The sequence below is a fragment of the Leifsonia sp. genome (genome assembly GCF_051955155.1).
GTDB lineage: Bacteria > Actinomycetota > Actinomycetes > Actinomycetales > Microbacteriaceae > Leifsonia.
In genome coordinates this window covers 1-17,421 of record NZ_JBQCGZ010000121.1, presented here as the reverse complement: position 1 = coordinate 17,421, position 17,421 = coordinate 1, and the positions used below count along the sequence as shown (strand labels likewise).

Annotated in this window: 17 protein-coding genes and 1 riboswitch; of the genes, 7 read left to right on the top strand and 10 right to left on the bottom strand. The window is 70.7% G+C overall.

What is annotated here, in order from left to right:
- Positions 1-70: 70 nt before the first annotated feature.
- The gene (locus ACTHMF_RS13050; RefSeq protein WP_440318133.1) at positions 71-799 is read right to left on the bottom strand and encodes an MIP/aquaporin family protein; all 729 of its coding nucleotides are present in this window, start codon (positions 797-799) and stop codon (positions 71-73) included.
- 180 nt (positions 800-979) lie between these two features.
- Positions 980-2,719, bottom strand: a complete 1,740-nt coding sequence (locus ACTHMF_RS13045; protein ID WP_440318132.1) for an FAD-dependent oxidoreductase — start codon at positions 2,717-2,719, stop codon at positions 980-982.
- A 125-nt stretch (positions 2,720-2,844) separates the two neighbouring features.
- Here ACTHMF_RS13045 and ACTHMF_RS13040 point away from each other — a divergent pair, with 125 nt between their 5' ends.
- From ACTHMF_RS13040 to ribH, 5 genes are all read left to right on the top strand, one after another.
- A complete protein-coding gene (locus ACTHMF_RS13040; protein WP_440318130.1) occupies positions 2,845-3,840 on the top strand; it encodes a sugar-binding transcriptional regulator in 996 nt (331 codons plus the stop codon).
- 299 nt (positions 3,841-4,139) lie between these two features.
- Positions 4,140-4,292: riboswitch (FMN riboswitch) on the top strand.
- A gap of 80 nt (positions 4,293-4,372) precedes the next feature.
- Positions 4,373-5,419, top strand: coding sequence for a bifunctional diaminohydroxyphosphoribosylaminopyrimidine deaminase/5-amino-6-(5-phosphoribosylamino)uracil reductase RibD (gene ribD, locus ACTHMF_RS13035; RefSeq protein WP_314146914.1), 1,047 nt, complete (start codon positions 4,373-4,375; stop codon positions 5,417-5,419).
- A gap of 3 nt (positions 5,420-5,422) precedes the next feature.
- A complete protein-coding gene (locus ACTHMF_RS13030) occupies positions 5,423-6,052 on the top strand; it encodes a riboflavin synthase (protein WP_440318129.1) in 630 nt (209 codons plus the stop codon).
- Positions 6,049-7,347 (top strand): GTP cyclohydrolase II, encoded by a 1,299-nt coding sequence (gene ribA, locus ACTHMF_RS13025; RefSeq protein WP_440318128.1) that lies wholly within the window; start codon positions 6,049-6,051, stop codon positions 7,345-7,347. The genes ACTHMF_RS13030 and ribA overlap by 4 nt, the downstream gene beginning before the upstream one ends.
- Positions 7,344-7,829 carry a 6,7-dimethyl-8-ribityllumazine synthase gene (ribH, locus tag ACTHMF_RS13020; protein WP_440318126.1) on the top strand — a complete coding sequence of 162 codons (486 nt, stop codon included), beginning with the start codon at positions 7,344-7,346 and terminating at the stop codon, positions 7,827-7,829. Before ribA ends, ribH begins: the two co-directional genes overlap by 4 nt.
- 82 nt (positions 7,830-7,911) lie before the next feature.
- On the opposite strand, the gene ACTHMF_RS13015 is transcribed toward ribH, so the two are convergent.
- The 4 genes from ACTHMF_RS13015 to ACTHMF_RS13000 form a co-directional block, all read right to left on the bottom strand.
- A complete protein-coding gene (locus ACTHMF_RS13015; RefSeq protein ID WP_440318124.1) occupies positions 7,912-8,211 on the bottom strand; it encodes a hypothetical protein in 300 nt (99 codons plus the stop codon).
- Positions 8,208-8,693, bottom strand: coding sequence for a pyridoxamine 5'-phosphate oxidase family protein (locus tag ACTHMF_RS13010; RefSeq protein ID WP_440318122.1), 486 nt, complete (start codon positions 8,691-8,693; stop codon positions 8,208-8,210). The genes ACTHMF_RS13015 and ACTHMF_RS13010 overlap by 4 nt, the downstream gene beginning before the upstream one ends.
- Positions 8,690-9,313 (bottom strand): dihydrofolate reductase family protein, encoded by a 624-nt coding sequence (locus tag ACTHMF_RS13005; RefSeq protein WP_314146908.1) that lies wholly within the window; start codon positions 9,311-9,313, stop codon positions 8,690-8,692. The genes ACTHMF_RS13010 and ACTHMF_RS13005 overlap by 4 nt, the downstream gene beginning before the upstream one ends.
- 135 nt (positions 9,314-9,448) lie before the next feature.
- Complete coding sequence (locus ACTHMF_RS13000; protein WP_314146907.1) at positions 9,449-9,877, bottom strand: DUF2269 family protein; 429 nt, start codon at positions 9,875-9,877, stop codon at positions 9,449-9,451.
- A gap of 166 nt (positions 9,878-10,043) precedes the next feature.
- On the opposite strand from ACTHMF_RS13000, the gene ACTHMF_RS12995 reads away from it, so the two are divergent.
- Positions 10,044-11,441, top strand: a complete 1,398-nt coding sequence (locus tag ACTHMF_RS12995) for an MFS transporter (RefSeq protein ID WP_314146906.1) — start codon at positions 10,044-10,046, stop codon at positions 11,439-11,441.
- Between the two features lie 480 nt (positions 11,442-11,921).
- Here the strand turns inward: ACTHMF_RS12995 and ACTHMF_RS12990 are convergent, their stop codons facing one another.
- The 3 genes from ACTHMF_RS12990 to ACTHMF_RS12980 are packed head-to-tail and all read right to left on the bottom strand — an operon-like array spanning position 11,922 to position 14,526.
- Positions 11,922-12,752: an ABC transporter permease gene (locus tag ACTHMF_RS12990; RefSeq protein ID WP_440318120.1), complete on the bottom strand. Its 831-nt coding sequence runs from the start codon at positions 12,750-12,752 to the stop codon at positions 11,922-11,924.
- Complete coding sequence (locus ACTHMF_RS12985) at positions 12,749-13,603, bottom strand: ABC transporter permease (RefSeq protein ID WP_314146904.1); 855 nt, start codon at positions 13,601-13,603, stop codon at positions 12,749-12,751. The genes ACTHMF_RS12990 and ACTHMF_RS12985 overlap by 4 nt, the downstream gene beginning before the upstream one ends.
- Complete coding sequence (locus tag ACTHMF_RS12980; RefSeq protein WP_440318118.1) at positions 13,600-14,526, bottom strand: ABC transporter ATP-binding protein; 927 nt, start codon at positions 14,524-14,526, stop codon at positions 13,600-13,602. The genes ACTHMF_RS12985 and ACTHMF_RS12980 overlap by 4 nt, the downstream gene beginning before the upstream one ends.
- A gap of 138 nt (positions 14,527-14,664) precedes the next feature.
- Here ACTHMF_RS12980 and ACTHMF_RS12975 point away from each other — a divergent pair, with 138 nt between their 5' ends.
- The gene (locus ACTHMF_RS12975) at positions 14,665-16,626 is read left to right on the top strand and encodes an ABC transporter ATP-binding protein (RefSeq protein ID WP_440318117.1); all 1,962 of its coding nucleotides are present in this window, start codon (positions 14,665-14,667) and stop codon (positions 16,624-16,626) included.
- Positions 16,627-16,705: 79 nt separating this feature from the next.
- On the opposite strand, the gene ACTHMF_RS12970 is transcribed toward ACTHMF_RS12975, so the two are convergent.
- Positions 16,706-17,200 (bottom strand): ASCH domain-containing protein, encoded by a 495-nt coding sequence (locus tag ACTHMF_RS12970; protein ID WP_440318116.1) that lies wholly within the window; start codon positions 17,198-17,200, stop codon positions 16,706-16,708.
- Positions 17,201-17,421 lie beyond the last annotated feature (221 nt).

Here is a 17,421-nt window from a genome sequence, read left to right as displayed (position 1 = left end):
GTGACTCCTTTGTTCTTTGGGGGTGGGACGGAAGAGGGCCGGCCCGGGACACCGGGCCGGCCCCCGGGTGTTACTTGAGGATGGGGAGCAGCAGGAGTGCGAGCCAGCCGGCGAGCAGACCGCCGATGATCGGCCCGACGACCGGGACCCACGAGTACGACCAGTCGCTCGTGCCCTTGCCGCGGATCGGCAGGATCGCGTGGGCGATGCGCGGGCCGAGGTCACGGGCCGGGTTGATGGCGTACCCCGTCGGACCACCGAGGCTCGCACCGATGCCGATAACGAGCAGGGCGACGGGCAGGGCGCCGAGGGCGGCGAGGCCGGCCGCGGTTCCGGGCTGGTGGCCGAACGCGATGACAACGAACACCAGCACGAAGGTGCCGATGATCTCCGTCACCAGGTTCCACGCGTAGGTGCGGATGGCAGGGCCGGTCGAGAAGACGCCGAGCTTGTTCGCCGGGTCCGGCTCCTCGTCGAAGTGCTTCTTGTACGCCAGCCAGGTGAGGATGGCGCCGATGATGGCGCCGATCAGCTGGGCGAGGATGTACAGCAGCACCGTGATGAAGTTGACAGGCACCAGAGTGTGGGCCGCCGCCGAACCGAACGCCTTCGCGCCGTTCGCCACCAGACCGAGCGTGACCGCCGGGTTCAGGTGGGCTCCGGAGTTGTACGCCACGATCACACCGGCGAAGACCGCGAGGCCCCAGCCGATGTTCACCATCAGGAACCCGCCGTTGAAGCCCTTGTTCTTGATGAGTGCGACGTTAGCCACGACACCGGTACCGAGGAGGACCAGCATCGCCGTTCCCACCAACTCAGACAGGAAATCTACACCGATATTGTCCACGTTGACCTTCCAGTTGTTCAGTTGACCCGCACCCTGTTGTGCGTCGAGGTGTGGTCCTCGTCAGGGTGGGCACTTGAACGGTATTGCTGTCAGGTCCACCCGGGCAAGGACCGTGCTATGCACGTTCGTGCATTATCGGAGTGCCGCGGCCTCGCTCCCGTCCCCCGACTCCAACTGCACCCGGTGGGCGTCGGCGAGTTCCGCTTGGAACGCATCTTCCTCCTCGGCACGCCGATTTGGCGACCATCCGAGCGCGTTTGCCGCGATTTCGCCGATCTCGTGGACCAGCGGCACCGTGACCGAGCCGGTGAAGGCGAGGCTGGTGCGGCGCAGGAAGAGGTCGGAGAGGTGCACGACGTGCTCGGTGCGGATGAGGTGGTCGACCTCCGCACGCGAGTACGAGGGCGCGGCGGCCAGCGGCTCGTCCTGGCCGTCCCAGCCGGCGATCGCGTCGATCACGAACGTGGCCTTCGTGCCGTAGCGGTTCAGGAGCACGGCGGCGCGCTCGGCGCCGACGTCCGCCCCGTAGCGGGCGATCCAGTCGCGCTCCGCCTGCGGCGTCGTCGGGAACCCGGTGCCGCCGCCGATCGGGAGGCCGAGCGTGGAGACGGTGCGCTCGACCCCGAGCGCGGCGAGCGTCTCGTTCGCCAGGTGCTCGCTGAGCGCCCGGAACGTCGTCCACTTGCCGCCGACCAGGCTGAGCACGGTGGTGTCGCCGAGGCCGGCGATCGTCCCGGGGACGATGCGGTAGTCGCGCGAGACGAAGCCGGGGGCGGTGTCGTCGTGGTGCGGCAGCGGGCGGACACCGGAGAAGGTGTAGACGATCTGCTGGCGGGTGACCGGGACGTGTGGGAAAACGTGCGAGACGAGTTCGATGAAGTAGTCGATCTCGTCCTCCGTGCAGACCGCGGGTACGGACATGTCGGCGTCGATGTCGGTGGTGCCGACCATGACGCGGCCCTTGAGCGGGTAGATGAGCACGATGCGGCCGTCGTTGTTCTCGAAGAACATCTCGCGGCCCTGGCAGGCCTCGAGCAGGCGCGGGTTGTCGAGGACGATGTGCGAGCCCTTCGTGCCTCCCATGAACCGGGTGGACTGGCCGAGCGCCGCGTTGGTGAGGTCGGTCCACGGGCCGGAGGCGTTGACGACGACGTCCGCGGTGATCGCGAACTCCTCGCCCGTCTCGCGGTCGCGGACGAGCACGCCGCCGTCCCTGGTGCCGACGGCCTCCAGGTAGTTGGCCGCGCGGGCGTGCGGGCCGGCCGCGAGCCCGTCGGCGAGGACGTCGAGCGCGAGTCGCTCGGGGTCGTGCACGGAGGCGTCGAAGTAGGTCGCTGTGTACTTGAGCTCCGGGTTCAGCTCGGGGAGGGTCTGCAGCGACTTCTTCCGGCCGTGGAAACTGTGCCGCGGGACCGTGCCGCCGTCGCGCGAGAACGAGTCGTAGATGGTCAGGCCGGTCTTGATGAGGAACGCGCCGCGCTCCTTCGGCTTGCCCTGCTTGTGGGTGAGGAACCGCAGCGGTGCGGCGAGGATGCCGGAGAAGGTGGAGAAGATCGGGATGGTGGTCTCGAGCGGCTTGACGTAGTGCGGGGCGATCTTGAGCAGGCCGTTGCGCTCGGTCACCGACTCCTTGACCAGGCGGAACTCGCCGTTCTCCAGGTAGCGGATGCCGCCGTGGATCATGTGGCTGGAGGCGGCGGACGCACCGGAGACGAAGTCGTTGCGCTCGACCAGCACGACGTCGACGCCCTGCAGTGCGAGGTCGCGGAAGGTGCCGAGTCCGTTGATGCCGCCGCCCACGATGACGACCTGGGCGCTGGGCCGCTCGCGCAGGCGCTGGATCTCGACGCGGGATGCCGACTTCGTCGTCACGGGGTTCTCCTCGGGGATTGCTGATGGATCGGGTGGGGTGCAGCTATAGTCAACGTGCCGGCACAACTTCGATCAAGCCGGATGCACATACGTGCAATCACCAGAGAACGGAAGGCGGTCCCCGAATGTCCGCAGCCGACACGCAGCACCTGCCGGACAAGGTCCGCGACGCCCTCAAGGCGGGCCACCTCTACTACATGCAGGACCTGACGATGGACGCCATCGCGCACGAGATGCACACCTCGCGCTCCAGCGTCTCGCGGCTCCTCTCCTATGCGCGCGCCTCCGGACTCGTCACCATCCAGATCGCCGAGCCGCACGAGGGCGCGAGCCGCATCCAGCAGGAGATCCACGAGAGGCACGGGGTCGCAGCGCACATCGTCCCGATGCCGAGCGCGATCAGCGACGTCGACCGGCTGGAGCGCGTCGCCATCTCCGCTGCACGGATTCTCGACCGGTTCATCGACTCGAACATGACCGTCGGGGTCGCCTGGGGGTCGACGATGAGCGCCCTGAGCAGGCACCTCATCCCGAAGGAGCTGCACAACGTGGAGTTCGTGCAGCTCAACGGGGCGGGCAACACCTACACGACGGGCGTGCTCTACGCCTCCGAGATCCTGCGCCGGTTCGGCGACACCTACTCCGGCACCATCCAGGAGTTCCCCGTCCCTGCGCTGTTCGACGACCCGCAGACCAAGGTCGCGATGTGGCGCGAGCGCAGCACCCGGCGCATCCTCGACATCCAGGAGCGGATGGACGTGGCGCTGTTCGGCCTGGGGTCGCCGTTCTCCGAGGTGCGCTCGCACGTATACGCGGGCGGCTACCTGGACGCGGCGGACTACGCCTCGCTGGACGAGTCCGGTGTCGTCGGCGACGTCGCGACCGTGTTCTTCCGCGCGGACGGCAGCCACCACGGCATCCCGCTGAACGAGCGGGCGAGCGGCCCGGACATCGACCTGATCACGCGCGTGCCGCGCCGGGTCTGCATCGTCTCCGGCCCATCCAAGGTGCACAGCCTGCGCGGCGCCCTGGCCGCGGGGCTGATCACCGACCTGATCGTGGACGAGGGCACCGCCCGCGCCCTGGTCGAGCACGCGGAACGGCTGGAGGACGCCGCCTGACGCGAGGCCGCGTGTGCGCCGGCCGCGCCCGCTTGTGCGCCGCCACGTAACGACTGCGGTGCGGCGCGCGGGCGCACTCGTTACGCGCGGCCGCAGTCGTGGCCGCGCTGGCGGTGACTGTCCCTGTTCGGCGCATCCCGCCCCTGCTCGAGCAGTGCCGGATGTGACGGACAGGGTCAGTCGCGCGCCAGCATGTGCGCTGCGACGGAACAACTGCGGCGCCGCGCGCGAGCGCGGCGTCACAGAACGGTGGGAATAGGACGGGGACGAGGGCGTTGATGTAGATTCGACAACAGAAGAACGTGCTCCGGGGTCGGTGAGAATCCGAACCGGCGGTGACAGTCCGCGAGCGGGACGCAGCATGCGCCCTGCTGAGCCGGTGGAATTCCGGCACCGACGGTAATGCGTCCGGCGAAAGCCGAGACGATCAGTCCGGATGGGAGGCGCACGTCGGCGATCGCTGCGCGGTCGCCGCGAGAGCGACGCTTGCACCCCCGGAACACGTCCCGTACGAGAGACAGGACGGCACCGGATGAGCACGGCGTGGGACTCCGCGATGCGCACCGCCCTGCGGCTGGCCGAGGGCGGACCCGCCGGAGGCGTGAACCCTCGGGTGGGCTGCGTGCTGCTGGATGCGGACGGCGCCGTGATCGCCGAGGGCTTCCACCGCGGCGTCGGCACTCCGCACGCGGAGGTCGACGCGCTGAGCCGGCTGCCGGAGGGCGGCGCCCGCGGCGCGACGGCGGTCGTCACGCTCGAGCCCTGCAACCACTGGGGCCACACCGGCCCGTGCTCGGAGGCCCTGATCGCGGCGGGCGTCGCGCGCGTCGTCTACGGTGTCGACGACCCCGGACACCACTCCGGCGGCGGAGCCGAGCGGCTGCGCGAGGCCGGCGTCGAGGTGACGGGCGGCGTGCTCGCCGACGAGATCGAGACCTTCCTCGGCGACTGGCTGACGGTCGCGCGGCTCGGCCGCCCCTACATCGTCGTCAAGTGGGCGAGCAGCCTGGACGGCAGGACGGCAGCGGCCGACGGCACGAGCAAGTGGATCACCGGCGCGGCCGCCCGGCAGCGCGTGCACGAGCAACGCGAGGCGTCCGACGCGATCGTGGTCGGCACCGGCACGGTGCTCGCCGACGACCCCAGCCTCACGGCCCGCGGCGACGCCGGGGAGCTGCTGGCCACCCAGCCGACGCCGGTCGTCGTCGGCACGCGCGCCATCCCGAACGACGCGGCCGTGTTCCGGCACCCCAACCCGGTGGTCTTCGAGGGCACCCACGACATCCACGACGTCGTCGCCGACCTGCACCAGCGCGGCTTCAGGCGCGTCTACGTCGAGGGCGGCCCCACCCTGGCGAGCGCGTTCGTCGCCGCCGGGCTCGTCGACGAGTACGCGATCTACCTGGCGCCGACGCTGCTCGGCGGCCCGCACCTCGCGCTCGGCTCGATCGGCGTCGAGACCATCGGCGAGCAGCGCAGGCTGCGCATCCTCGACATCGAGCGCCTCGGCGGCGACCTCTATCTGCGCGCCGTCCCCGCGCCGTCCACTCCCCGCACCTCCGCAGCACAGGAAGGCTGAGCCGTGTTCACTGGAATCATCGAAGAGCTGGGCGAGATCACCGCCGTCGAACGCGTCGCGGACGCGGCGAGGATCACGGTCCGCGGACCGCTCGCGGTCAGCGACGCCGCGCACGGCGACTCCATCTCGGTCAGCGGGGTCTGCCTCACCGTGATCGGCCAGGACGCCGAGTCCTTCACGGCCGACGTGATGGCGGAGACGCTCGCGATGAGCACGCTCGACGACGTGCAGCCCGGGCGCCGGGTCAACCTGGAGCGCGCCGCGCAGGTCGGCGACCGGCTCGGCGGCCACATCGTGCAGGGCCACATCGACGGGACGGCGACCGTGCTGTCCGTCGAGGACGGCAGCGCGTGGCGGGTCGTCCGGCTCAGCCTCGACCCGGAGCACGCGCCGCTCGTCGCGCGCAAGGGCTCCATCGCCGTCGACGGCGTCTCGCTCACCGTGAGCGCGGTGGGCGGCGGCCGGGAGGACGGCTGGTTCGAGGTGTCCCTCATCCCCGAGACGCTGACCGCGACGACGCTGGGCGACCGCGTCCCCGGCGACCGCGTGAACATCGAGACCGACATCCTGGCGCGGCACGTCGAGCGCATGCTCGCGCTCGAACCGGCGCTGACAGAACGGAGTGCGTCATGACCCTCGCCACCATCCCGGAGGCCCTCGCCGAGCTGAGGGCGGGCCGGCCCGTCATCGTCGTGGACAACGAGAGCCGCGAGAACGAGGGCGACGTCGTCCTCGCCGCCGAGCTCGCCAGCCAGGAGTGGATCGCCTGGACGGTCAAGCACTCCTCCGGCTTCATCTGCGCCCCGATGACGGACGAGATCGCCGACCGCCTGGAGCTGCCGGTGATGGTCGTCGCCAACCAGGACCCGCGCGGCACCAACTACACGATCAGCGTGGACGCGGCCGACCGGCTCTCCACCGGCATCAGCGCGGCCGACCGTGCGCACACGCTCCGCGTGCTCGCGAACCTGGAGTCGACGCCCTCCAGCCTGAGCCGGCCCGGCCACATCCTGCCGCTGCGCGCGGTGGAGGGCGGCGTCCGCGAGCGCGACGGCCACACCGAGGCCGCCGTCGACCTGCTCAAGCTGGCCGGCATGACGCCGGTCGGCGCCATCGCCGAGATCGTCGCCGACGACGGCGAGATGATGCGTCTGCCCGGGCTGCTCGAGCTCGGCGAGCGCGAGGGCGTGCTGGTCGTCACGATCGAGGCGCTCATCGCCTACCTGCAGGAGTTCCACTGCGACCAGAAGCTCGAGTCGCCGACGCCGATCCCGGAGTCGTCGCGCGTGATCTTCGAGGTGGAGACGACCGTCCCGACCGTCAACGGGTCGTTCCGGATGCGCGCGTACCGCGACCGGATGACCGGGGCCGACCACGTCGCGATCGTCTCCGGCTCGCCGAGCGCGGAGGGCACCCTGGTGCGCGTGCACTCGGAGTGCCTGACCGGCGAGGCGTTCGGCTCGCTCAAGTGCGAGTGCGGGCCGCAGCTGGACGCGGCGCTCGCGACCATCCAGCGCGAGGGCGGCGTCGTCGTCTACCTGCGCGGGCACGAGGGCCGCGGCATCGGCCTGATCAACAAGCTGCGCGCGTACAAGCTGCAGGAGGACGGCCTGGACACGCTGGACGCGAACCTCGCGCTCGGCCTGCCGATCGACGCGCGCGACTACGGCGCGGCCACCGCGATCCTGCAGGACCTCGGCATCCGCTCGGTGCGCCTGCTGACGAACAACCCGGAGAAGGTGCGCCAGCTGGAGGAGCACGGCATCGAGGTCGAGGAGCGCGTGCCGCTCGTCGTCGGCGTCGGCGCCTTCAACGAGGGCTACCTGGAGACCAAGCGCGACCGGATGGGTCACGCGATCGGAGACATCGACCAGACGGTCGGGATGGACGAGTCGGCCGGTGTGGCCGCGGAGAGGACAGGACGATGAGCGGAGCGGGCGCGCCCGACACCCAGGAGCGGATCGACGGGAGCGGCCTGAACGTCGTCATCGTCGCGGGCACCTGGCACGAGGAGATCACCGACGGGCTGATCGCGGGCTCGACCCGCACGCTGGAGGCGTCCGGCGCGTCCTACTCGCTGGTGCGCGTGCCCGGCAGCTTCGAGCTGCCGGTCGTCAGCAAGGCGGCGCTCGACGCGGGCGCCGACGCGGTGGTGGCGCTCGGCGTCATCATCCGCGGCGGCACCCCGCACTTCGAGTACGTCTCGTCGGCGGCGACCGACGGGCTGACCAGGGTCGCCCTCGACACCGGCAAGCCGGTGGGCTTCGGCGTGCTCACGCTGGACGATGAGGCGCAGGGCATCGATCGCGCCGGGCTCCCCGGCTCCAAGGAGGACAAGGGCGCGGAGGCCGCGCACGCGGCGCTCGCGACCGCGGTGGCCCTGCGGGAGCTGCGCGCGCCTCGCAGCTGAGCCGGGCTGCCGACCGCGAACTCGTGTGCCGAAATCCCCCCGGCCACCCAGCGGGCCCGCATTCGGCACGAATGTTCAGACGCTAGGCCCGCCACGGCATGTGCTGCAGCATCCAGGTGTTGCCGTCCGGGTCGCTGAACCCGGCGTACAGCACTCCGCCGCGGTCGACGACCGGAGCGACGTCGACGCCGTGCGCGACCAGTCCGGCGCGCACGGCCTCACCCTCGGCCGGCGCGACATCCACATCCACCGTGAAGCCGACCCGATCGCGGTAGAACGCCTTCGCACGGTCGATGTCGGCGACCGGCAGGATCACCAGCTCCAGCAGCATCGCTCCCGGCGTCACCGGGGCGACCGGGTTCGGCGCCTCCCCCGCGCTCATCGCGCGTCCTCCGCGCCAAGCTCGACCGTCGTGTCGAGGACATTGCCGCGCTCGGGATCGCCGCCGCGGACGAGCACGTAGCGGCGGTCGATCCTCGCGATGTACGCGGTCAGCGGGCCGGGCGGGACGAGGTCGTCCGGGGCGAGCGAGCGGTCCTCCGGCAGGCGCGCGTTCAGGGCGGCGAGCACGGCGGAGGTCTCGGCCGCCGGTGCGGGTGCCGCTGCCGCCTCGACGTAGGCGGCCTCCGCGTGCCCGACGGCGACCGTCGAGTCAAAGACGGTGATCGCGATCTCCGGGCGCTCGGCCAGGTTGCGTGAGTGCCTGCTGTCCGCCGACGACACCCAGCAGAGCCGGTCGTCGCCGAGCGGCGCGAAGAACACCGGGCTCAGCCACGGCCTGCCATCGGCGTCGGTCGTCCCGAGCACCAGGTAGCGGTTCGCCGCGACGACGCGCGCGAAGCGCTCCCTCTCGCCGGTGTTCACAGCGCGTCGTAGCTGAGGTGGGTGGCGGTGGAGGTGACGAGCACCGAGCGCTGCGTGAACGAGCGCGGCGGCATCCCCTCCCGGAACAGCGGCGTCCCCGAGCCGAGGATCAGCGGCGAGAGGTGCAGGTTCAGCGTGTCGACGACACCGGCGGCGAGCGCGGAGCCGATGAGCGCTCCCCCGCCCATCAGCACGACGTCCTTGGTGACGCCGGTGCGGGCGGCCTCGGACTCGGCCCGGCTGCGCGCCTGCTCGACGGCGTCGGTCAGCCCGGTCGTGACGAACGTCCAGTCCAGGCCGGTGAGGCGCACGCTGGCTGGCGTGGAGCTGGTCACGACGAAGAACGGCGGCCTGCCGACCTCGGTCGCGCCGTAGCCCAGCTCGTCGCTCCAGCCGTCCGGGGCGTCGATGACGTCGAAGAGGTTGCGGCCCATCACCACCACGCCGGAGCGGTCGGTGGAGGCGCTGAGAATGCTCTTGTCGTCGGCGTCGTCCGAGAACACCCAGTCGTGCAGCGGCATCCCTCCGGTGCCGAGCCCGTTGCCAGGACCGGCATCCGGGCCGGTGACGTAGCCGTCGAGGGACACCGTGATATCGGCGACGATGCGGGGCGCGTCCATTTCTCAATCCTCTGTTTGATCAACAACTTTGTTGATTACAGCGTAGGCCGCCACCAGCCCGTCGTCAAGAGTGTCCGGCAACGACGAAGCCGCCCGGCCATCCGGCCGAGCGGCTTCGCGCGTGGTTGGCGGGAGTTACGGCTTCCACACCATCAGGACGACGACGATCACCAGCAGCAGGCTGGCGACGCCGGAGCCCGCGGCGATCGCCGGGTACTTCGACGCCTCGCCCGCGCGGATCGCCTCCGACGCGCGGCGCATGGTCGGGACGACCAGGAACAGGGTCAGGCCGAGCGCGACGATGTACAGGATGATCGACCACAGGATCCAGGGCGTTGTGATGCTCAGGTCGTACTTCTTGTCGGCAAGGCCCATCACGCCGAAGCCGAACAGGACCACCAGCAGGGAGAGCAGCGAGATGAGGTTCGTGGACTTCGCCAGAACCTCCACCTGACCGGCGTTCCCGGCGCGGACCGCGCGCATTGCGGTCATCGGCAGGATCGCCATGGGGCCGACGATGAACACGGCCGAGACGACGTGCAGCACTGCGAAGAGCGTTTCCATGCCACCAGCCTAGCGAGGCCGGGATTCGCCGCACCGCCCGACTCGACGTAGGGTGGACGGGCGCCACAAGCGCTTTCCCACTCTCTTCGTCCCTCCGCGCGACGCCCGACCGACGCTCCACGCCTGCGGACCGCATCGTCTCAACGTCACCGGAAGTACTGCACGCATGTCTACGACGGCCTCCGTCACCCCTCCCGCCGCGCCCGCCAACACCCGCGGCCGCGTCATCCTCGCCAGCCTCATCGGCACGTCCATCGAGTTCTACGACTTCTACGTCTATGCGACCGCGGCCGTGCTGGTCTTCCCCTCGCTCTTCTTCACGAGCGAGGACCCGACCACCGCCCTGCTCTCGTCGTTCGCCGTCTTCGGCGTCGCGTTCATCGCGCGACCGGTCGGCTCCATCCTGTTCGGTCACTTCGGCGACCGCATCGGCCGCAAGGGCACGCTCGTCGGCTCGCTGCTCACGATGGGCATCGCGACGGTGCTGATCGGCTGCCTGCCGACCGCGCAGGTGCCCGGCTGGGAGTTCTGGGCCCCGTTCCTGCTCGTCGTGATGCGCTTCTGCCAGGGCCTCGGGCTCGGCGGCGAGTGGAGCGGTGCCGCGCTGCTGGCCACCGAGAACGCCCCGGCAGGCAAGCGCGCGATCTACGGGACCTTCCCGCAGCTGGGCGCGCCGATCGGCTTCATCGTCGCCAACGTGCTGTTCCTCGTACTGAACATCTCGATGACAGCGGAGCAGTTCGCCGCCTGGGGCTGGCGCATCCCGTTCCTGCTGAGCGCGGTGCTGGTGATCGTCGGCCTCTACGTTCGGCTCAAGCTGGTGGAGACGCCGGCGTTCCAGAAGGTGGTCGACACCGGCGAGGTCGCCAAGCTGCCGCTCGCGCGCGTGTTCCGCACCAGCTGGTGGCAGATCGTGCTCGGCACGTTCATCATGCTGGCGACGTACGTGCTCTTCTACCTGATGACGGCGTTCACGCTCACCTACGGGACCGCCGCCTCCAACCAGGACACCGCCCGCGCGGCCGCCGAGAAGGCCGGCAAGACGTTCGATCCCGGCTCGTTCGTGGCCGGGCTGGGGTACTCGCGCAACGACTTCCTGATCATGCTGATTATCGGCGTGGTGTTCTTCGGCATCTTCACGCTGGTCGCGGGCCCGCTCGCCGAGCGCTTCGGCCGGCGGCGGACGCTGATCTGGGTGACGCTCGGGATCATCGTCTTCGGCCTGCTCTTCGTCCCGCTCTTCGCGGGCGGCACGATCGGGACGATGGCGCTGCTGATCGTCGGCTTCACGCTGATGGGCCTCACCTTCGGGCCGATGGGCGCCGAGCTGCCGGAGCTGTTCCCGACGAACGTCCGCTACACGGGATCCGCGATCGCCTACAACCTGTCGAGCGTGCTCGGCGCCGCTGTCGCCCCGACGATCGCGGTCTGGCTGTGGACGATCGGCAAGGGCAGCACGGTCTGGGTCGGCGTCTACCTGTCGCTGGCGGGCGTCCTCACCCTGATAGCGCTGTTGCTCTCCAAGGAGACCAAGGACGTCGACTTCACCGACAACGTGAGCTGACGCGCGCGCCCGGCGCCCGCGGCCCCGAGGGGCACGTTGTTGCCGCTCTCCCACCCCGAAAGCGACAACTACGTGCCCCTCGCGCGTGCCCGGCGCCGGGGGAACGGGACTGCGGTGGCGCGGAACGAGTGCGGGCGCGCGCCGCGCCGCACTCGGTACGGGGCACCGCACTCGCGAGGCGCGGGCCGTGACTGTGCGCGTTTGGGACGGGTGTGGCCGCTCGCGCAGGGCGTAATCGTCCCGGGCGGGCACGCCCGCGCCAGCGTGGCGGGACTGCGGCGCGCGGAACGAGTGCGGGCGCGCGCCGCGCCGCACTCGGTACGGGGCACCGCACCCGCGAGGCGCGGGCGGCGACTGTGCGCGTTCGCGACGGGTGTGCCCGCTCGCGCAGGGCGCAAACGTACCGGACCGGGACAGGCGCGGCGCGCAGGGCGCGAACGTACCGGATGGGGACAGGCGGGGCGGGGGCGCGGCGCGGGGCTAGTCGAGGAAGAGGGCGCGGAGGCGGCGGGTGGTGAGGATGAGACCGAGGGTGACCATCACGGCGTAGTAGAGGACGTGCCAGAGCATCCCGAGGTCGACGTCGCCGGTGGTGAGGCCGCGGACCAGCTCGACTCCGTGCCAGAGCGGGAGCGCCTTGATGATCACCTGGATCCAGTCCGGGTAGACGGTGATCGGGTAGAACGTCGCCGAGAGCAGGAACATCGGAAGCAGGATGAATTTGATCCAGTCCATCTGCTGGAACGTCTTCATGTAGCTCGTGATGCCCATCCCGAAGCTCGCGAACCCGAACGCGATCAGCAGCACCGCGGGAAGCGCGAGCAGCGCCCACCAGGACAGGTTCAGGCCGAGCGCCTGCATCACCAGCATGAAGCCGAGCGCGTACAGCGCGCCGCGCGCGAGGGCGAGCAGGATCTCGCCGAGCGCCACGTCCAGCGGGCCGAGCGAGGTGGACAGCATCCCCTCGTACAGCTTCGCGAAGTGCATCTTGAAGAAGACGTTCCAGGTGGAGTCGTACACCGCCCCGTTCATCGCGGCCGTCGCCAGCAACGCCGGGGCGATGAACGCCGCGTACGGGACCTGCTGGCCGCTCGCCGTCGTCACCTCGCCGACCAGCTTGCCGAAGCCGATCCCGAGTGAGAGCAGGTAGAAGATCGGCTCGAAGAAGCCGGAGACGATCACCAGCCAGTTGGTGCTGCGGGTCGCCGACCAGCCGCGCTGCATCACCGACCGCGCGTTGCCCGCGTAGAGCGCGCGCAGCGGCCGGGACCGGGTCACGGACGCGGTCAGCCGCTCGTCCGTCGTCGTCACTTGTTCAGCCTCCTCGCCGCGGTCCGGCGCGCCAGCAGCCAGAACACCACGAACAGCGCCGCCAGGTAGATCACGTGCACGACGGTCAGCCAGAGCGGCTCCTCCGCACCGTACGCGAAGACGCGCGAGAGCTCCGTGGAGTGCCACAGCGGCGAGATCCAGCCGATCCACTGCAGGAACCACGGCATCGAGGACAGCGGGAAGAATGTTCCGGAGAACAGGGTCATCGGCAGCAGGACGAACCGCATCAGCATCGCGATCTGGCCGGTGTCCTGCTCCAGCGTCGCCACATATGCCATCACGGGAGCGCCGAACGCGAGCCCGCCGAGCGTGGCGACCAGGATGCTCAGCCACCCCCACGGACCGGGCACCGCACCGAAGAGCAGCATGAAGAGGTAGTAGACGATACTGGTGCCCAGCAGCCGCGCCACCACCGAGATGACGACGCCGTCGATGATCTGGCCCGGCGCGATCGGGGCGGCGTTGATGCCGAAGAAGGTGGGATTCCACTTGAACCCGAGCATGATCGGGTACGTGAACTCCTCGCTCGCGACGGTCACCGCGGCCGTGCACAGCAGCGCCGGCGCGACGAAGGCGAGGTAGCTGACGCCGTTCACCGCGCTCGGTCCGAGGTTCGCGCTGACCAGGCTGCCGAGGCCGACGCCCATCGCGAACAGGTACAGCAGCGGGTTGCCGAACCCCGTGACCAGCAGTGTCTGCAGGTACGAGCGCATCACGCGGAAGCGGTGCTCCGCCACGTACCAGGCGCCGAACCGCCTGGGCCGAACGGCCGCGGCGAGCGCGAGCCGCGCGTCGCCGGCCGGGGTGCCCGCGTCGGTCGCCGCGCTCATTCGATCAGGCTCCGTCCGGTGAGCCGGAGGAACACGTCCTCCAGGCTGGAGCGGCGGACCAGGCTCGTCAGCGGGTGCAGCCCGCGCTCGGTGATCCTGGCGAGCTCCGCCTCCCCGTCGTCGCTGTAGACGAGGATGCGGTCCGGCAGCACCTCGATCCGCTCGCCGATGCCCTCCAGCCGCTCGGCCACCTCCACGTTCTTCTCCGAGCCGAAGCGCACCTCCAGCACCTCGCGCGTCGAGTACTCGCGGATCAGCGCGGCGGGCGAGCCCTCCGCCATGATCGTGCCCTTGTCGACGACCACCAGCCGGTCGCACAGCTGCTCTGCCTCGTCCATGTAGTGCGTGGTGAGCACGAGCGTGGTTCCCTGCTCCTTGAGCCGGAACAGCCGGTCCCAGAGGATGTGCCGCGCCTGCGGGTCGAGACCCGTCGTCGGCTCGTCGAGCAGCAGGATGCGCGGGTCGTTGATCAGGGCGCGCGCGATGGTCAGCCGGCGCTTCATGCCGCCGGAGAGGTCGTCGACCTTGGCCTTCGCCTTGTCCTCCAGCTGCGCGAACGCGAGCAGCTCGTCCGCGCGCTTGCGAACGCGGGCCGACGGCAGCCCGAAGTAGCGTCCGTACACGACCAGGTTCTCGCGCACGCGGAGCTCGGTGTCCAGGTTGTCCGCCTGCGGGACGACGCCGAGCTGCGAGCGGATCTCCGGGCCGTAGCGGTCGGGGTCGAGCCCCAGGATGCTGAGCTCGCCCGCGGTGCGCGTGGAGACGGCGCCGATCATCCGCATGGTCGTCGACTTGCCTGCGCCGTTCGGCCCGAGCAGCCCGAACGACTCCCCCGCCTCGACCTCGAAGCTGATGCCGTCGACAGCGGGGAAGTCCTTGTACTTCTTGACGAGCTGGGAGGCGGTGATGACGGACGTCGGCATAGTTCAGCACTGTAGCCGCGACCGCCGACGCCCGACAGGCGTGACCGCTGAGGGGCGCCGGTGTCAGCAAACAGGCAGCGCACAGGAAGTACGGTCGGAGTAGCAGCTCGCATCCCCGAAACAGGCGAAACGGAACCCATGAGCACCGACACCACCGCAGCCCCTCGACGCCGCTCCCCCTTCTCCCGGCGCGGCGAGCAGACCGGACCCCGCGCCCGCTTCTCGCAGCTCCTCCCCTACCTGCTCGAGCACCGCGGCGTGCTCGCGTTCGTCGTCGTGCTGAGCGTGCTCGGCGCCGCGGCGAGCCTCGCGCAGCCGCTGCTGGTCAGCCAGGTGATCGACATCGTCGGGAAGGGCGAGCCGCTCGGCGCGCTGGTCTGGGGCCTGGTCGCGCTCGTCGTCGTCTCCGGCCTGATCTCCGGCTACCAGCACTACCTGCTGCAGCGCACCGGCGAGGGCGTCGTGCTGTCCTCCCGCCGCAAGCTGGTGGGCAGGATGCTGCGGCTGCCGATCAGCGAGTTCGACACCCGCCGCACCGGCGACCTGGTCTCGCGCGTCGGCTCGGACACCACGCTGCTGCGCGCCGTGCTGACGCAGGGTCTCGTCGAGGCGATCGGCGGGGCGCTGACGTTCGTCGGAGCGCTCATCGCGATGCTCATCATCGACCCGGTGCTGCTCGGCCTGACCGTGCTCGTGGTCGCCGTCTCGATCGTCGTCGTCACGGCGCTCTCCGGCCGCATCCGGGTCGCCAGCCAGAAGGCGCAGACCAAGGTCGGCGACCTCGCCGCCGCCGTCGAGCGCGCGATCAGCTCGGTGCGCACCATCCGCGCGGCGGGTGCGACCGAGCGCGAGATCGCCGCGGTCGACACGGACGCGACGGGCGCGTGGAAGATGGGCATCCAGGTCGCGAAGATCTCGGCGCTCGTCGTCCCGGTCGCCGGGATCGCGATGCAGGTGTCGTTCCTGGTGGTGCTCGGCGTCGGCGGCTTCCGCGTCGCCAGCGGCGCGATCACCGTGGCGAACCTCGTGGCGTTCATCCTCTTCCTGTTCATGATGATCCTGCCGCTCGGCCAGGCGTTCGGCGCGATCGCCGCCGTCAATTCGGCGCTCGGAGCGCTCGGCCGCATCCAGGAGATCCTGGACCTGCCCACCGAGGACCAGCACGACCGCGAGATCGCCCCGCTCGGGATGATGGTCGGCCCGGCGAACGCGGGGCTCGCCCCGGAGGCGCCCGCGATCGAGTTCGCGGACGTGCACTTCTCCTACCCGTCGTCGCCTGCGGTCGAGGAGCCCTCCACCGTGGCGGAGCCGCCGGCGGACTCGGGCGGGATCGCGCTGGGCGCGCTCGGCGGCGCCGACGTCGTCGCGGAGGCCGAGGCGGCGGCGGGGGTCGGCGGCGACACGACGACCGTCCGGCACGGCGGGGTCCTGCACGGTGTCAGCTTCGCGGTCCCGCGCGGCAAGCGGACCGCGCTGGTCGGACCGTCGGGCGCGGGCAAGTCGACCATCCTCGCGCTCATCGAGCGGTTCTACGACCCGCAGGCGGGCGAGGTGCGCTTCGGCGGGATGGACGTGCGGCGCCTGGATCGCGTCGACCTGCGCGCGCAGATCGGCTACGTGGAGCAGGACGCGCCCGTGCTCGCCGGCTCGCTGCGCGACAACCTGACCCTGGCCGCACCGGACGCGACTGACGCCGCGTGCATCGACGTGCTGCACGCGGTGAACCTGACCGAGGTGCTGGAGCGCGACGAGCTCGGCCTCGGTGCTCCCGTTGGCGAGGACGGCATCATGCTCTCCGGCGGCGAGCGCCAGCGCCTGGCGATCGCGCGTGCGCTGCTGGCCGCGCCGCCCGTCCTGCTGCTGGACGAGTCGACGTCCAGCCTCGACGGCCGCAACGAGCAGCTGATGCGCGAGGCCATCGACGCGGTGGCCGAGGACCGCACGATGCTGGTGATCGCGCACCGGCTGTCCACGGTCGTGGACAGCGACCAGATCGTGGTGCTCGACCACGGCCGCGTCGTCGGCGTCGGGACGCACTCCGAGCTGGTCGCCTCCACGCCGCTCTACCGCGACCTCGCCAAGCACCAGCTGCTGGTCTGACGCGCCGGGCGCCCGTGCGGGGCGTCGACCGGTCGCGACACGCCGCTTCGCGGCCGCCCACGCGGCGCGTCGTGACCGGTCAGCCCCGTGACGGCACGACGGGCTCGAAGCGGTGGACGACCTCGAAGCGCTCGAACAGGATGTCGGCGTCCTCGCTCCACGGGATGCCGAGGTGCGCGCATCGGCGCGTCCAATAGCGGCGGTGCTCGCGGATCCAGGACTCGCGGCTGCGGTCGTCCTCGCCCTCGTCGAACGCGAACGCCTCGTCCACAGAGAGGAAGGGACCGATCCGCGTCTCGCTCGTGCGCAGGATCGCCCGCGGAGCCCCGGCCGCGTCGGTCACGATCCAGTGGTCGCCGACGCGCACGACGTCCTGGCCCTCCGCGGCGAACTCGGCGAGCAGCGTGGAGGTCGCGCATTTGCGGCCGTCGAGGACGAGCCCGAGCAGCTGGTCGGCCAGCACGGGGGTATCGCCGAACGGGCCGACCTCGGGCAGCTCCGCCGGGGCCGACGGGTTCGTGTGCCGGTAGGCGTCCCAGAACTCGACAACCTCGACGCTCGCCCGCTGATCCATGCACCCAGCCTCCCCCACCACGCCCGCGATTCGTCACGAATCCCCGCGATTCGTCACGAACGGGCGCGATTCGTGACGAATCGCGCTCCGGAAATGCCGCGGGCGGGCAACGGCTCCCTGTGCGGCCGCGGTGCGTCCCCGGTCAGGCGCGGCGGTGGTATCGGGGCGCGGGGAGCGCGGCGCGCAGGGCGGGCGGGCCGCGGGGGCCGAAATGGTCGTAG

Excerpts from the sequence above, each read along its gene's own strand:
- ACTHMF_RS13050 (WP_440318133.1), bottom strand. The coding sequence starts at position 799 with ATGCTGGTCCTCCTCGGTACCGGTGTCGTGGCTAACGTCGCACTCATC.
- ACTHMF_RS13040 (WP_440318130.1), top strand. The coding sequence starts at position 2,845 with ATGTCCGCAGCCGACACGCAGCACCTGCCGGACAAGGTCCGCGACGCC.
- ribD (WP_314146914.1), top strand. The coding sequence starts at position 4,373 with ATGAGCACGGCGTGGGACTCCGCGATGCGCACCGCCCTGCGGCTGGCC.
- ribA (WP_440318128.1), top strand. The coding sequence starts at position 6,049 with ATGACCCTCGCCACCATCCCGGAGGCCCTCGCCGAGCTGAGGGCGGGC.
- ribH (WP_440318126.1), top strand. The coding sequence starts at position 7,344 with ATGAGCGGAGCGGGCGCGCCCGACACCCAGGAGCGGATCGACGGGAGC.
- ACTHMF_RS13015 (WP_440318124.1), bottom strand. The coding sequence starts at position 8,211 with ATGAGCGCGGGGGAGGCGCCGAACCCGGTCGCCCCGGTGACGCCGGGA.
- ACTHMF_RS13005 (WP_314146908.1), bottom strand. The coding sequence starts at position 9,313 with ATGGACGCGCCCCGCATCGTCGCCGATATCACGGTGTCCCTCGACGGC.
- ACTHMF_RS13000 (WP_314146907.1), bottom strand. The coding sequence starts at position 9,877 with ATGGAAACGCTCTTCGCAGTGCTGCACGTCGTCTCGGCCGTGTTCATC.
- ACTHMF_RS12995 (WP_314146906.1), top strand. The coding sequence starts at position 10,044 with ATGTCTACGACGGCCTCCGTCACCCCTCCCGCCGCGCCCGCCAACACC.
- ACTHMF_RS12985 (WP_314146904.1), bottom strand. The coding sequence starts at position 13,603 with ATGAGCGCGGCGACCGACGCGGGCACCCCGGCCGGCGACGCGCGGCTC.
- ACTHMF_RS12980 (WP_440318118.1), bottom strand. The coding sequence starts at position 14,526 with ATGCCGACGTCCGTCATCACCGCCTCCCAGCTCGTCAAGAAGTACAAG.
- ACTHMF_RS12975 (WP_440318117.1), top strand. The coding sequence starts at position 14,665 with ATGAGCACCGACACCACCGCAGCCCCTCGACGCCGCTCCCCCTTCTCC.
- ACTHMF_RS12970 (WP_440318116.1), bottom strand. The coding sequence starts at position 17,200 with ATGGATCAGCGGGCGAGCGTCGAGGTTGTCGAGTTCTGGGACGCCTAC.